This window comes from Brassicibacter thermophilus (genome assembly GCF_055378355.1).
Genome location: NZ_AP042446.1, coordinates 400143 through 415117, shown reverse-complemented (window position 1 = coordinate 415117; position 14975 = coordinate 400143). Strand labels below are relative to the sequence as shown.

General features: G+C 28.0%; 17 protein-coding genes. 4 read left to right on the top strand and 13 right to left on the bottom strand.

The window, feature by feature from the left end:
• The first annotated feature begins 270 nt into the window (after positions 1 to 270).
• Both ACZ41D_RS02050 and ACZ41D_RS02045 read left to right on the top strand, forming a co-directional pair.
• Positions 271 to 501, top strand: a complete 231-nt coding sequence (locus ACZ41D_RS02050) for a helix-turn-helix transcriptional regulator (RefSeq protein ID WP_464152261.1) — start codon at positions 271 to 273, stop codon at positions 499 to 501.
• The gene (locus tag ACZ41D_RS02045; protein ID WP_464152260.1) at positions 488 to 904 is read left to right on the top strand and encodes a hypothetical protein; all 417 of its coding nucleotides are present in this window, start codon (positions 488 to 490) and stop codon (positions 902 to 904) included. The genes ACZ41D_RS02050 and ACZ41D_RS02045 overlap by 14 nt, the downstream gene beginning before the upstream one ends.
• Before the next feature lie 33 nt (positions 905 to 937).
• On the opposite strand, the gene ACZ41D_RS02040 is transcribed toward ACZ41D_RS02045, so the two are convergent.
• The 8 genes from ACZ41D_RS02040 to ACZ41D_RS02005 all read right to left on the bottom strand — a co-directional run bounded on the left by ACZ41D_RS02040 (position 938) and on the right by ACZ41D_RS02005 (position 6422).
• A complete protein-coding gene (locus ACZ41D_RS02040; RefSeq protein WP_464152259.1) occupies positions 938 to 1105 on the bottom strand; it encodes a hypothetical protein in 168 nt (55 codons plus the stop codon).
• 54 nt (positions 1106 to 1159) lie between these two features.
• Positions 1160 to 1456 (bottom strand): DUF2089 family protein, encoded by a 297-nt coding sequence (locus ACZ41D_RS02035; RefSeq protein WP_464152258.1) that lies wholly within the window; start codon positions 1454 to 1456, stop codon positions 1160 to 1162.
• Positions 1457 to 1617: 161 nt separating this feature from the next.
• Positions 1618 to 2847: a hypothetical protein gene (locus ACZ41D_RS02030; RefSeq protein WP_464152257.1), complete on the bottom strand. Its 1230-nt coding sequence runs from the start codon at positions 2845 to 2847 to the stop codon at positions 1618 to 1620.
• Entirely contained in the window at positions 2844 to 3314 is a 471-nt protein-coding gene (locus tag ACZ41D_RS02025) for an RNA polymerase sigma factor (RefSeq protein ID WP_464152256.1), read from the bottom strand. Before ACZ41D_RS02025 ends, ACZ41D_RS02030 begins: the two co-directional genes overlap by 4 nt.
• Before the next feature lie 144 nt (positions 3315 to 3458).
• Complete coding sequence (locus ACZ41D_RS02020; protein ID WP_464152255.1) at positions 3459 to 4175, bottom strand: class I SAM-dependent methyltransferase; 717 nt, start codon at positions 4173 to 4175, stop codon at positions 3459 to 3461.
• An 83-nt stretch (positions 4176 to 4258) separates the two neighbouring features.
• Positions 4259 to 4807 carry a hemerythrin domain-containing protein gene (locus ACZ41D_RS02015; RefSeq protein ID WP_464152254.1) on the bottom strand — a complete coding sequence of 183 codons (549 nt, stop codon included), beginning with the start codon at positions 4805 to 4807 and terminating at the stop codon, positions 4259 to 4261.
• Positions 4808 to 4896: 89 nt separating this feature from the next.
• On the bottom strand, positions 4897 to 5604 hold the full coding sequence (gene ric, locus ACZ41D_RS02010; RefSeq protein WP_464152253.1) for an iron-sulfur cluster repair di-iron protein: 708 nt from the start codon (positions 5602 to 5604) through the stop codon (positions 4897 to 4899).
• 116 nt (positions 5605 to 5720) lie between these two features.
• Positions 5721 to 6422, bottom strand: a complete 702-nt coding sequence (locus ACZ41D_RS02005; protein ID WP_464152252.1) for a Crp/Fnr family transcriptional regulator — start codon at positions 6420 to 6422, stop codon at positions 5721 to 5723.
• 181 nt (positions 6423 to 6603) lie between these two features.
• On the opposite strand from ACZ41D_RS02005, the gene ACZ41D_RS02000 reads away from it, so the two are divergent.
• Positions 6604 to 7146, top strand: coding sequence for a hypothetical protein (locus ACZ41D_RS02000; RefSeq protein ID WP_464152251.1), 543 nt, complete (start codon positions 6604 to 6606; stop codon positions 7144 to 7146).
• Positions 7147 to 7828: 682 nt separating this feature from the next.
• Here the strand turns inward: ACZ41D_RS02000 and ACZ41D_RS01995 are convergent.
• From ACZ41D_RS01995 to ACZ41D_RS01975, 5 genes are all read right to left on the bottom strand, one after another.
• Positions 7829 to 7993, bottom strand: coding sequence for a hypothetical protein (locus ACZ41D_RS01995; protein ID WP_464152250.1), 165 nt, complete (start codon positions 7991 to 7993; stop codon positions 7829 to 7831).
• Between the two features lie 20 nt (positions 7994 to 8013).
• Positions 8014 to 9375, bottom strand: coding sequence for a 23S rRNA (uracil(1939)-C(5))-methyltransferase RlmD (gene rlmD / locus ACZ41D_RS01990; protein ID WP_464152249.1), 1362 nt, complete (start codon positions 9373 to 9375; stop codon positions 8014 to 8016).
• Positions 9376 to 9483: 108 nt separating this feature from the next.
• Positions 9484 to 9969, bottom strand: a complete 486-nt coding sequence (locus tag ACZ41D_RS01985) for a flavodoxin family protein (RefSeq protein ID WP_464152248.1) — start codon at positions 9967 to 9969, stop codon at positions 9484 to 9486.
• A 48-nt stretch (positions 9970 to 10017) separates the two neighbouring features.
• Positions 10018 to 11205 (bottom strand): cation:proton antiporter, encoded by a 1188-nt coding sequence (locus ACZ41D_RS01980; RefSeq protein ID WP_464152247.1) that lies wholly within the window; start codon positions 11203 to 11205, stop codon positions 10018 to 10020.
• 558 nt (positions 11206 to 11763) lie between these two features.
• Positions 11764 to 13245: an ISLre2 family transposase gene (locus tag ACZ41D_RS01975; RefSeq protein ID WP_464150702.1), complete on the bottom strand. Its 1482-nt coding sequence runs from the start codon at positions 13243 to 13245 to the stop codon at positions 11764 to 11766.
• A gap of 552 nt (positions 13246 to 13797) precedes the next feature.
• Between ACZ41D_RS01975 and ACZ41D_RS01970 the strand changes: the two genes are divergently transcribed.
• Positions 13798 to 14970, top strand: coding sequence for a cation:proton antiporter (locus ACZ41D_RS01970; RefSeq protein WP_464152246.1), 1173 nt, complete (start codon positions 13798 to 13800; stop codon positions 14968 to 14970).
• The last annotated feature ends 5 nt before the right edge of the window (positions 14971 to 14975 follow it).

Below are 14975 nucleotides of genomic sequence, written 5' to 3'. Positions count from 1 at the left end.
ATAGAATAACAATTTTGAAATCATTGTAAAGTATATGTAAATTTATTTTTAAAATTGTAGAAAGTATAAATAGAATACTCTTGCCCTATCGGGCATAAAAACATAATTAAAACAGCAAAATTGGATGATTAAATTTAAAAATAATAATTTTGCCAACTTTTACTTGACAGTATCAAGATATATTTTTTTCTTGACACTAATATAAATATATGCTAACATGAAGCTAGCTTCACGTGAAGTTTACTTCATGTTATAGAAAAGAGGGAATAGATGAAAACAAAAATTAAAGAATTACGAACAGCAGCAAAAATGACACAGCAACAATTAGCAGATTTAGTTCATGTTTCGTCACGGACTATTATTTCTATTGAAAAGGAAAAGTACAACCCTTCACTTATGCTTGCTTATCGAATAGCAGAAGTATTTGGAGTAACCGTTGAAGAATTATGTTGCTTAAAAGAAAATAAAGAATTGGAGGATAAAAAGTATGAAAATTTATAGCAAAAGAAATTTTATATCTGGTATATTACTTACATCATTAGGAATACTTCTACTAATTCTTAATATCATCATAGAATTTAGAGTAAAAAGTTGTATCATTTCTGCTTTATGTCTATATTTTGGAATTGGGTCAATTATCCGAAGTATGTCTCGTGAATTGACGAAGGAAGATATGCTTAATGAGCTTGACGAACGAAATCAATTAATTAACTTAAAATCTCGCAGCAAATCATTCGGGTTGACACAAACCATTAACTTTGTTCTCATGCTATTATTTTTCATTGCAGCAAAAGTAATAGACGATGAAATGCTTGTTTATGTAGGTGTTGGCCTTTCCTTTAGCTTTACAATTTCTATAATAGTAGAATTTTGTACAACAATTTACTACGAACATCAAAATTAAGTAAATGTACATATTAGTTAAATTAATCAAAAGCTAAAAATTATAATCACATTTATCATCAATATCTTTTGCTTTCATCTTGCTTAACTCTTCCTTTTGTCTTTTTTTGTATTTCTCTCTTCCCTCAATCCAACCTACTATAATAGATGAGTTAAGTACAAAAAAAAAGTGGGTTTTTAAGTTTGGAACAATAAGATTCAATTACCCATAAAACCAAAGTTATTATAATACTAATTATAACTGTTAACATAATCCCTATATCTCCTTTTCTTTTTTATATTTTTCAATAATAATTTTTGCAGTTTCCAAATCTATACGTGAGTCAACTGCTAATCCCTTAATAAAAGTACAAAATGGCTCCTCTTCCTTTTGATCCCAAAGTTCAATTTTTTGAATAAGTCTATCTAGTCGTAATCTTACAGTTGGATATGAAACATCATACAGTTTTGCAATTTCCTTCAAAGACCCTGATTTTAATATAAAATTTTTTATAAAGTTAACATCTTCTTGTTCTAAGGCTAATATCCACTGTGGAATTTTATCAATATCCAAATTTACACCTCCTTTTACATTGACTTTAATAATATTTATTGTATCATTAATATTATTAAAGTCAATAGTAAATATAACATAAACATATATTATAATTGCCGTACTGCCCTTTAATATACTTCACAATAATAAAAGGCCAAGATTTCTCTTGACCTTTATTACTAATCTAAATCTATAACCCAATCACCAAGTAATACAGTTGTAGGTGATGCAAAATATATTTTACCTGCATCTTCTTTGTCAATATATAATTCCATATTCCCTGTTTCTTCATTTGGTCTTAATCCATAGCCGTCTATACCCCTTACACTAAATGAATCAATTATCTCATCTTCTAATGAATTTAGTTTGAAACTAATTATAATTTGGTTTCCCTTAGCCTTAGCATTTATTACTTCTATACTAAACTGACCAAATGGTAATTCCTTATTAATACTTTGCACTTCACCATCTTTTAGTGATTGTATTTTTATCTTATCTGTTTTTACATCTGGATAACTTACTTTAACATATGGCAATATGAGTTTTAGCCCTTCTTGATTAGGTATGTTAAAGTAAAAATCAGACATTAATTTACCAAATGATGAAGGAATGTCTGGATATATCTTATTACCTTCTTTATCTAATATATACATACTTTTTTCAATATCAAATTCTTGACTTAACCATAGATTTTGTTCAAAAGGATAATCTTCAATTATTTTTTCTTTTGACTGATGTAATAAGCTTATCATCAATTTATCTTCTAAAGGCTTTTTAATAGCTACAATGCTAATTCCCTTATCAGAGGCATGATTACCTAATTGTAAGAAATCTTCTATTTCTTCAGTTTTCTCTAAAGTAAATGGAATCTCAATATCCCCTAATAATAGCGAATAGCTATCATACTCATCTTCCACTTCGAAGTAATAATCACCTTGCCAATAGTCTCCTCCACCTGCTCTGCTCCAACTTTTTGAAGATATAGTATTACCATCTTTATCCTTTAATAATACTTCAGTCTTATCTATCTCCTTAAAATTACTTTCAATTGAGATATTAAAATCTTTACCTAACTTTGACGCTGCAGTAATTACAGCATAAATATCATCTTTTTCATATCTTACCTTTTCTTTAAGAGCTAATACTTTTCCTTCTTCTGTATCTACCAAAACATTATATCCCGGAATATACTGCAGTGCTCTTTTAATTGCTGCTTCTACTTTATCAAAGCCCATAACCCCTATTGAACTTATTATAATAGTTAAGGAAGCAGCTATAGTTATAAAGGATTTCTTCATTTTTCTTCTCCTTAATTCGCTATTAGCTTTCTTAAAACCTAATTGTATTGCTTTATCTATGTCCTCTGGTACAGGAATATCATTTAACATATCTTTTAAATTATTATTCATATGGATCCCCCCTCAAGCTTTAATTTTTCCAAAGCTCTATAATACCTACTTTTAACCGTATTGGTAGACATTTTAAGTTTTTCAGATATCATTTCAAAGGTATATTCAAAATAGATTTTTAAGATTATAATATGTTTTTCATCTACTGCTAAACTCCTTAAGCTATCCATGAATAAAGTTAAATTTTCTTGGTCTTCTATTGTATTTTTATCTAAAAGTGTTACATCATCTATTAATATAGGTTTTTTCTTTTTTAAAAAATCCTTTGATTTATTTACTGTAATAGTTAGAACCCATGATTTAAACTTACTTTTATCTCTAATCGTGTTTTTTGAAATATAAGCTTGATAAGCTGTTTCTTGAACTATATCTAAGGCATCATCTTTATTATTTACGTAAGTATAAGCAATTCTATAGATATCAGCTTTATATCTATTAAATAATTCTTCAAATTCCTTTTTGTTCATTTTAATTTCAATCAACCCCCAATAGAAGCGCTTCTATGTATTACATACATAAGACGAATAAAAATCTTGTAAAAGTTTCATCAAAAATGAAAAAGGGATACAAAATCGAAAATAGTCTTGATTTCGCATCCCCTTTTTTAAAATTTAGACTTGTGCAGTAACTACTAGTGGAAAAGATTTTATAGGCTCATAAACATCCTTATTGAAATTACCATACATATGTATATTTTTATATCCTAATTTTTCTAATAAACCTACAAATTCCTTTGAAGTAATAGGATGAAGTAATACATGATTTTCTAGATTTAATCCATCTACCTTTAATACAGTTTTAAAATCTATTTTATGATCTTCAGGCAAATACTCATAGTATCGCTCAAAAATCAATCCTACTTCTTTATTTTCTATTGTTGGTAATGACTTAATATTCTTTTCAAGTATCCTATCATAGTTAACTATTTGAACTAGTAGATACCCACCTGGTTTAAGGCTGTTCTTGCATTTTTCTAAAAACCTTGAAATTTCTGCATTATCATTAAGATGAACCATTGAATTTCCAATACAAAATATTAGGTCAAATTTTTTATGCAATTTATCTATATCTAGCATATTTAAAACTCTTGTATCAATCTCCATATCTGCTTCCTTCAGTTGGCTAATCATAGATTTATCTAGGTCAATGGCTGTCACGTTATATCCTAAGTTCTTTAATTTTTTTGAATAGCCACCACTGCCACAGGCTACATCCAAAATATCCTTAGGTTTATCTCCTGCTAACTCTCTTATTAAGCTTAATTTAGCATTCGATACTGGAAATATATAATCGTAGTATTTTGATATTTCAGTATAAAATTTAGACATATTTTCTCCTTTCTTTTTAAATTAAAATGTATGTGGTTGACTAATCAGTCAACCACAAGAACCGTCCCCTTGGTTACCCTTGGTTACAAAGCTTCTAATTCATCAATTAACTTTAAATATTTCTCTTGTATATTTTTTTTGCTTGCTTCTTTCTCCACTATTTGGCATTTATCTTCTACTTCCTTAAGAGCCTCATTACTTAAATTTTTTTCCCCAAACTTATATATAGCGTTGTTTTCCTTATCTATATGTCTATACAATAGGTCAGTATACGCTATTGCATTGCCAATAACATCAACTCTAGAATCTAAATCTCCTTCTTTCACTTTTTCTAAAGCAGTTTCTAAATTGTTTATAAATAAACGTCCTAAATCATGCTCTGCAAGCATACCGTATATAGGACCATTTGCAACAGCTTTACCTAACTCATCTGACATTTTTTTAAATAATATATTCTCTTCTTTTTTATGGTGATGCTTATCCGCATAATTTCTTACAAAATCAATAACTTTTTGAAAGGCTTCAAAATTAACTTCTTCACCATTAACTATCCCTATACAAAGCTTTCGTATAACTTTAAGCATTCTTTTAATATTTTTATGTTCCTCAACCATTAAAGAAATAGCCTTCAACTTGTCACCTCCAACATTTTTACTTATTTAAATTATTCCCTTTAGAGTATCAAATAATCATTTTTGTTTCGAATTTTCTTAGTAAAATCCTATTGATTTTCTAATCTTTTAAACAAGATGTTGTTTTCAAGATGAATGTGTTTAAAAAGATCTGATTCTATAGATTGTATATTTTTATATGTTCTTTCAAAGGAACTACAGCCTGTTTCTGGAACTATATATCCCTTTGTTAATCTACGCATTTCTTTTAATATATCCCCTGCATTATCATGTTCACTTTCTATTTCAGCCATCACTTTTAATGCTTTTTCCAAAGTCTTTTTTGAAGGTTTCTTTTCATATTCTTTTATTAATGGAAATAATAACTCTTCTTCTTTAATAAGATGTTCTTCTATTTCAGTTTTTAAACTATTAAATAATTTATTTAATTTAGATAACAATTCTCCATTATCAATATAGTGAACCTTCAATATTTTATTTAATAGCTGTGCAGTAATAGGCATTTGTTCTCTCATAAAACTATGATGCTTATTGACTATATAATCCATAAGGTCTGTCATTGATTCAGATCGCCAGTCTACTTCCTTACTCAATGTGTTTTTAAACTCATCATAAGATTTATCAAGCTTATAAAAAATTTCTTCTTCACTAATACCCTGTTCCTTCAAAGCTTCTCCTAATTTTCTATCTCCACCACAACAAAAGTCAATTTCATAATCCATGAAAATCTCTGTAGCCTTTGGAAATATAGCTGCTATCTCTCCAATTTTTTGTTCTTTATTAAACATTCTAGTCATCATCATTTCCTCCTTGTTTATCTTTTATTTACATCATACAGAATAATTAAAATTTATAATGTGATGCAAATCAAACAAGAAGAAAAAATTAAAATCTTATCTTAGATTTTAATTTTCTAAATATAATTAATTAACCTATCTTCATCTATTATTATGATTTTTTTAATCCCCACTATTTCTATTATTCCCTCTTCCTCAAATTTTTTAAGCTTTCTGCTTATTGTTTCTCTAGCTACTCCAGTATAATTTGACATATCCTCTCTAGTTATCGGAAGCTTTATTTCAATTCCTTTTGAAGTTAGCTTTCCATAGTTTTCTTTAAGCTCTAAAAGTAGATTAGCTAATCTAGTCTCTACATCATTTGTAGCTAAGTTCTGAGCTAATGTTTCTAGCTTAGATAACCTTTCACCTACTACTTCTAGTATCTTCAAACCAATTTCAGGTCTTTCTAAAATTAGATTTCTCATTTTATCTTTAGTAAGAGTACAAAGCTTTGTTTTATCTATTGCCTTAGCATTAAAGCTATACTCTCCTTCTTTAAATAAATTAAGTTCTCCAAAAAAATCACCTTCAGATAATATATGAAGTATTTGTTCTTTTCCATCTTTAGTATATTTAAAAAGCTTTATCTTCCCTTCATTTACTAAATATAATGTATTTGCTTCAGTTCCCTCTAAAAATACCGTCTCTCCCTTATTAAATTCCCTATGTCCAGTCATCTTGATAATTTCGATTAATTCTTCTCTACTTAAATTAGCAAATATAGATACTTTACTTGCACAAAGCTCTGTTTTACATCTTTCACAGCAGTTTTTCATAATATTTAACTCTCCTCTAAACAAAATTTCTATATTCCAAATAAGTCTCTATTTTATTGTCTGTATTCCAATAGCATAATATGAATAATTTACGTCAAAATATATCATTTTATATAATATAAGTAAATATGTTCATTATAATTAATAATAAATAACTACATTTTAAAGGAGGAAAATTTTTATGAATAAGATTCTAAGTTTTAGCTTATTATTATTGTTGGTATTAACATTAGTTACCGGATGTACAAGTGAAGAACCGCCTTCAAATAACGAACCAACAGGTGAAGGGCAAGTAGACGCAGTAACAACAGCTTCAATAGTAAATAATGTTGATGATTTTGAAAAAGCCATTAGTAAAGATGGCACTTGGATCATATGTATACTAAATGATTTAACAACTGATGAAGAGTTAGTATTAGAGGGAGAATTTCACGACAAAGATGACCCTACTCGAGATTTATATCGTAAAATAGCTCTTTATGCTCAAGATGATGATCATAATATAACTGAAGAGTATACTTTAACAGCTCCTAAATTAACTATTAAAAGTCCTAATGCTAGAATTCAAAATGGTACCTTTGTTGGTGATATTTACGTTGAGGAAAACGGCTTCAATTTAAATGGTACTGATGTTCAAGGAAATGTATACTTTGCTAGTGAAGAATATAAGGATTCATTTACTATGGAAAATGCTACTGTATCTGGTGTTACTGAAGTAAAATAATATTATTTATAATACAAATAATAAATCCAGTAGAAGTTAAAATTCCCTAACTCTACTGGATTTACTATTTAAGGAGAAACTTATCCCGTGGTCAACAGTTACTATCACAAGAGTATCAATTATCTCATATTTATTACTTATAGATAAAATAACTATTTTCTTGCCTGTCCTCACAAAAGTAATATAACAATTACAATTTAGTATAAAATTTTTAGTCTAATAAAACTATATTTAGCCACAATAAATAAGATTTGAATCAGAAATTCTCTCATTTTGAGAACTTGAAATAAAGAAATATACTTCCCACAGAAATAGCAATCCATAATATTATTTTATAAATTAGTTGCATTTGAAAAAGATCTAATTTAAATAAAAGAAAGTATGGTAAAGCAACGAATAAAGCTAAAATAGTTAAAAATATATCCTTTTTTATTATAGAATATATTACAAGAAATATTATTAGTGCTATCCAAACATCCATAAAACCATCTCTCCCATTAAATTAGTTTATAAAAAAGTTAGTTCATAGATTTTAAATATTTATTTAATTTTATTCCCTATATTGAGAGTATCCGCGAATAAATCCTTTTGCAAATCTATAAATATCTGTAGCAAAAGAAACAGAGGTAATGTAAAAAAATCTATGCTTTTATTTTCATAAAGGCACAGGTTTTTTGCATCACTACTTACTAAATTCTTCAGTACCCCAACACGTTTTATATTCGTATTTATCAAACTTTGATAAATATCCTTCTATTGGTGTAATAAATAATACCTTTGCTTCATCAAAAATTTCTTTATATATGCTAGCAGTATCTATATCAAAACACATAAGCTTAGTTTTCAAAGAAAACTAAGCAAATATTACTAGCTGATTCTTGATATTGCTACAACCGTCTCTACATGCGGTGTATGCGGAAACATATCCATGCATTTTACCATTTCTACCTTATATCCCTTTTGGATAAATATAGGTAAATCTCTTGCTAATGATGTTGGTTTACATGATACATATATAAATTTTTCTGGTTTAAAATCTATAATTTTATTTATAGCTTTAGGGTGTATACCATCTCTAGGTGGGTCTAATATTATTAAGTCTGGTTTAGTTTTAATCTCATCTACTTTCTCAAGCACATCTCCTGCTATAAACTCGCAATTATCTAGTTTATTCATCTTTGCATTTTCACACGCTGCTTCCACTGCTTCCTCTACGATTTCTATACCTATTACCTTTTTTGCTATAGGTGCCATAATCTGAGCTATAGTTCCTGTTCCACAGTAAAGGTCAAAGATAACTTTGTCTTTTGTATCTCCTGCAAAATCTCTAACTATAGAATAAAGTTTTTCAGCTCCCAATGAATTAGTTTGAAAAAATGAAAAAGCCGATATATTAAATTTAAGTCCTAACAACTCTTCAGTAATAAAATCTCTACCATATAATATTTTAGTTTCGTCACTTTTCACAGCATCTGAAAGACTATCATTTATAGTGTGTAAAAAACCTACTATCTTTCCTTCTAAATCTATTCTTTTTACTATCTCAACTAACTCGGTTAAATCCATATCTATATATGATGTAGTTACAAGGTTTACTAAAAGCTCTCCTGTTTTCATAGCCTTTCTAATTACAAGATGTCTTAAATACCCTTCATGATTCTTTTTATTATAAAAAGGAGTGTGTTTTTCCTGAAAATATTCTAAAACATTTGTTAGTATCTTAGTAAAATCATCATCGACTATTTTACAATTATTTACTGTAATAACTGAATAGAACTTACCTTTTTTATGTAACCCTAAGGAAAGCTCTCCTCCTTTTTCTTCGTCACCAAAAGAAAACTCCATCTTATTTCTATACTGGTATTCTAAAGGACTTCTATCAATACCCAAAAATTGATATTTCTCAATTCCAGCACCATCTAACAACCTTTTTACTTGGTTTTCTTTTAATTTGAGCTGTTCATTATATGGTAAAGTTTGATAAGAACATCCACCACAATTTCCAAAATGAGGGCATAGCGCTTTTTGTTCAATAGGAGCTCTTTCCATTATTTCTAATATCTTGCCTTCAATTTTGCTCCTTCGCTTTTTAGTAATCTTAACCTTTACTTTTTGTCCTTTTATTGCTCCTTTTACTACAATTTTATTGTTATCAACGAATCCTATACCTTTATTAGGAAAAATCACATCCTGTACATCTATTTCAACGATATCATTTTTTTTTACCATCATCTTCCTCCCTCATCCTACTATAATTTTAGTCTGTTTTTATTATAAATCAGCAACAAAAAAAATAAAAGCAAACTATTTTGTTTGCCTAACATAATAAAAGTAAAATTATTTTAAATTCTTAATATCACTAATAAATTTAATGATTTCATTTTCATATTTATCCTCTCTAATATCCTTGCTATTTATACAAATACTTGCTATAGGTTCTTTCTCTATTAGCTCTTTCATATTAATCTCTGCTTTTTCATATCCTGAACCCATTTGAGTATAAACAAAAGCTACGTTCTTGAAATTGTCACCATATTTCTGCACATAAGTTCTTATTGCAGGAGTTATATTTGAAGCCCATACAGGAGTAGCAAGAATAACAGTATCATACTGAGAAAAATCTACTTTGCTTTCTACAATATCTGTTGTCTTCTTAAGTAGAGAATCCCTACCTGATTTTATATAGCCAATTATGCCTTTTCTATTTTTTTTATCAATAATTTGTTCTATATCACATTCAGCTAGTTCGGCTAACTTTTCAGCAACCTTTTTTGTATTCCCTGTCCTTGAATAATACGCAACTAATAAGTTCCCTTTACCCATTGATTATACCCTCCTATTATGCAAATCTGGTATCTTAGGTTTAATAACTCATTGTTTTGCTGATTGTAATTTTATTTCTCCTGCTTTCATTAAAGCTGTTTTGGCTAATACTGGTCCTACTAATTCATATATTACCGTTGAAGATAATATTATTGTTCTAATAGTTGACCCAAATTCAGGCATTACCGTTTGGGCAATCATAGATAAACCTATAGCAACTCCTGCTTGAGGTAATAAAGTAAAACCTAAATATTTTTGTACAGTTTTTGGTGCTTTCGTAATTCTAGCTCCAACCGAAGCCCCTAATGCTTTTCCTAAAGCTCTTATTACCATATAAGCAATACCCATCAATCCTGCATATTTAAGTATTTTTAAATCAAGCTCTATACCAGCTATAGTAAAAAATGCAATATATACCGGTGGGGTTAAATTATTTATAATATTTAAAACCTTTTTACTATTATATGATACATTAGAAATAGTAATACCTATCATCATACAAACTAAAAGTGTAGAAACGCCTAATAATTCAGCAATCCCTATTGCAACAAAAATAGTAGCTACAACTACACAAAGCATTTCGTCTTCTCCTTTAATTTTGGGGATAAAGCGACATAATAATAATCCTATACCAAATCCAACTATTAAAGCTAATATAATCTGCCAAATCGGTACTAATATAGCTTGTACAAAAGAAAACTTCCCGCCTGCTTCAACGAGAGATTTTGCTACAGTAAAAGCAACTCCAAATGCTATAATAGCAACTCCATCATCCATAGCTACAATAGGAAGTAATGTATCTACTACAGGCCCCTTAGCTTTATACTGTCTTATAACCATAATAGTAGCAGCTGGTGCTGTAGCTGCAGCAATTGCTCCTAAAACTATAGCAAAAGCAATAGGCTGTTTAAATATATATATCATAACAAGCGTTACTAAAGCTACTGGTGTTAAAGCTTCTAAACAAGTAATAACTGCCAATGATTTTCCCAATTTTTTTAGATGGCTAAAATTCATTTCACTGCCTATACTATAAGCAATAAATCCAAGTGCAGCTTCTGATATTACTGTCAATTGAGTACTTATTTCCTTAGGAACTAAATTTAGAATAGATGGTCCTATTAAAACTCCTGCCAAAAGATATCCAGTAACATCTGGAAGCTTTATTTTAGAAACTAATCTAGCCATTAATATTCCAGAAAAAATTATAATTGCTACATAATATAGTATATGCATTTATAATCCACCTCTTCAATTATTGTTATAATAATATAATAAAATAATTTCTACATAAAAATATTATAATTATTGTGTCTTTAATAATATGTGATTACTAAATAAAGTAAATATATTCAATTTTTGTATTAAAATTTAAACTAATACAATTCACTGCTATATTTGATTATATGCTTAATTTTATTATTTTGCAAATCAAAATTAAGTTTCGATACTGTCAAGTAAAAGTTGGCAAAATTATTATTTTTAAATTTAATCATCCAATTTTGCTGTTTTAATTATGTTTTTATGCCCGATAGGGCAAGAGTATTCTATTTATACTTTCTACAATTTTAAAAATAAATTTACATATACTTTACAATGATTTCAAAATTGTTATTCTATAATACTAGACTTATGATTATAGAATAACAATAAGTCTGAGAGCCCTATTTTTAGGTCTAATTCTATTTATTCATCAGTATTAATGCTCTATTATGTTGTATTTTTTTAGGCTTATATTAGAGCATAGGTATCGTATGTTAGCTTATTCTTTTAAGTTATATAATATATTAGATATTAAAAACTTAGGTTCATTTGACTTGCACATTTGCAACCTAACATGTCCTTTATGGCTTTTCTTCCGTTAGTTACTGAACATTGACTAAATGGCATGCTTGCTCTTTTGTGTTTGTATATCTTGCTTTTCTTTGGCTTTTTATTTACTTCTGCTGCTGTTAATCCTACTTTTTCTATTATTTCTTCAAGCTTTTCTTCTTTTATTTCTTTGTTCAGTAGTGATTTTATTGTTGTTGCTAATTCTTTGCTTGCTTTTTCTGCTAGTATCTTGGCTAAGTTACTGGCTCCTTGTATTGACCAACTTGTTTTATTCCCTTTCATCCTTTGTGCTAATATATCACATATGCTATGTTCCATTGTTCCTAGATTTCTATATTTAATTCCTTCTGGTGGTTGCGGCATATTTATGTCTGGGCGAAGTTTGTAGAGCACTATCCCTTCTTTGTTGTTTACTAGGTAATTATATAGTGCCTGTAATTTCTTCATTTTCTTTTGATTATCATTGTTTTCTATCATTAGTTTTGTTATCATTTCTAATCCTTCTTCTATGTTACCATTGCTTAGTTTCTTTATTATTTCTTTTGCCTTTTTCTTATCTTCTATGTTCTTAAGTACTGCTTGATTTCTATGAAATGGATCTAATTGAAAGTGTGAATTGTCTTCTTTTATAACTTCTTTTATCCAGTTTGCTCCATCTCCATTTACTATTTTTGTTTCTATTTCGTCAGTATTATATTGTTTCGCTATTTTGGCTTGTCTTAGTTTTCTAAATTCTTTACTACTTCCAAAGCTTGCATATGCTTTTTTGTTCTTTAGTACATATCTATCTTTTTTCTCATGCTTCTTCTCCCAGCCTTCATAAAAAATTCCTAATTTTAGTTCTTTTTTCTCTTTTCCCTTAGTCTTTTTATCTTTACCTTGGATATTTATCCACACTCCATCCATTTCTTCAAACAATATTTTTGTTTCTTTTTTGCCTTGTAATTTTTCTTCGTTGTTTAATTTTATTTCGTGTTTTTCTTTTTGTTTTAGTTGTTCTCCTAAGTTTTGTATTATGTTCCAAGCTGCTGAATGACTTATACTTTGGTTTGTCATTTCTGTTATTTTATTTGCTGTTTTTCTATATGATTCATCTGTTGCTAGATCTACTATTTTTTCTACTAGATTTGTAGATATATGTCCTATGGTTTCCATTTTTAAGTATTCATCTAAAAGGCATTTGTAACCTCTTTTACCCTCTTGTGTAGTATATTGATATATTCTACGTTTATATTCAATTTCGCCCATTATTGTTTTTATGGTAGTTTTCTTTAATCCTTTATTTCTATATTCTTCTTTATCTCTTTCTTTCATTAATTTATTATCTAATTTTTCTAATAGCTCTACGAGCATTTCACATGCCTGTCGGCATACAAGCTTATATATAATTTTCTCTAAGTTCTTGAAATTAATTTCTTTTTCATCTAAACTTATATTATACATGTAATCATCCCTTTTATAGTTTTCTTATTAATTACTATTATATTGGATGATTCATATATGTTAAAGGTGCTTTCGGGCATCTTTTTCATTTTTGTTGTTTTTGCCTACTAAAATTATACTCTAAGTTAAGTTTCCTTAATTAACAAAACTACACCCATTTTTTTCGCAAATTTAGGAAAACCTTTTGTTAACATAAATTTAAATTGGTTAATTCATTAAATTAAAGTATTATTAATCAAATTTGATAATTTATTTTTAACATATTATATTATATTTAATTTACTTAATATTTATCATTGTTATTTAATAAATTAGATATATATATATAATTTATTTATTAAATAAAAGATATATTTCGTTTTAAAAATATTATTTAAAAAAATATATATAATAATGTTATATTTCAACATTATTAGACATAAATTTGATTTTACAATGTATTTTATTTAGAGTAATATACGGTTTGTTAAATTGCAAATACTTTTTTAGTATTTGCTTTATTTTATTACTTATTTTGCATATTTTTTGAATTTATTGATGGGGTGATAGTTTATGTATTTATTATTACTTGGGATTACAATAATTACTGGTATCCTTTTCGGTAAGTTATTGAATAAATTTAAAGTGCCATCAGTAGCTGGTTATATTATAGCAGGATTGATATTAGGAACATCTGGATTTAATTTAGTAACAGGAGAAATGTTAGACAAATTAACATTTCTAAATAACATAGCTTTAGGCATTATAGCTTTTAATATAGGAAGCGGATTAGAAGCATCTGTAATCAAACAATTAGGTAAGCCAATATTTATTATTGCTTTATGTGAAGCTACTGGAGCTTTTATATTAGTCACTTTTGTAATGCTATTATTAAAAGAAGACATACCTACAGCTTTAATACTAGGAGCTATATCTTCAGCTACTGCTCCTGCTGCAACTGTAATGGTTTTAAATGAATGTAAAGCAAAAGGCCCCTTAACAAGTACTTTACTAGGAGTTGTAGCTATGGATGATGCTATATGTTTAATGATATATGCTTTAGCTTCATCAATTGCAAAAGCATTTATAGGACAAAATAGTGTTTCCCTAAGTAAAGTAATAATTAGTCCTATAATAGAAATAGTATTTTCATTGTTTGTAGGTTTGTTATTTGGTATAATTTTAGTATACTTTGTAAAACAAGCAAAAAACAATATAGAAATGGTTACATGTATAGTAGGAGTGTTATTACTTACAGTTGGCCTAACTACTAAGCTTAATTTGTCTACGCTACTTTCTACCATGGCTTTAGGAATTACAGTTTCTAACGTTTCAACTAGAAGAAATACAGTTTTTTCTAAGGTAAAAGATTTTTCTCCACCTATAATTGTAGCATTTTTTACTTTAGCAGGGTCTAGACTCGACATATCACTATTACCTAAGATTGGATTAATAGGTTTAGCTTATCTTATCTTTAGAATATTAGGAAAAGTACTAGGAGCATTTTTAGGTGGAGCAATATCTAAAGCTCCAACTGTTGTTAGAAATAACATAGGTTTTGGACTTTTATCACAAGTAGGTGTAGCTATAGGTCTAGCAATAGTTGTTGGAAATGATTTTCCAGACACTCAAATGGGTTCAATAGTAATTACTATATTATTAGCCACTACTATTATAACTGAGATTATAGGGCCAATTATGACAAAACATGCTATAATTAAAGCTAATGAAGCAAATATCAAATAAAGGGG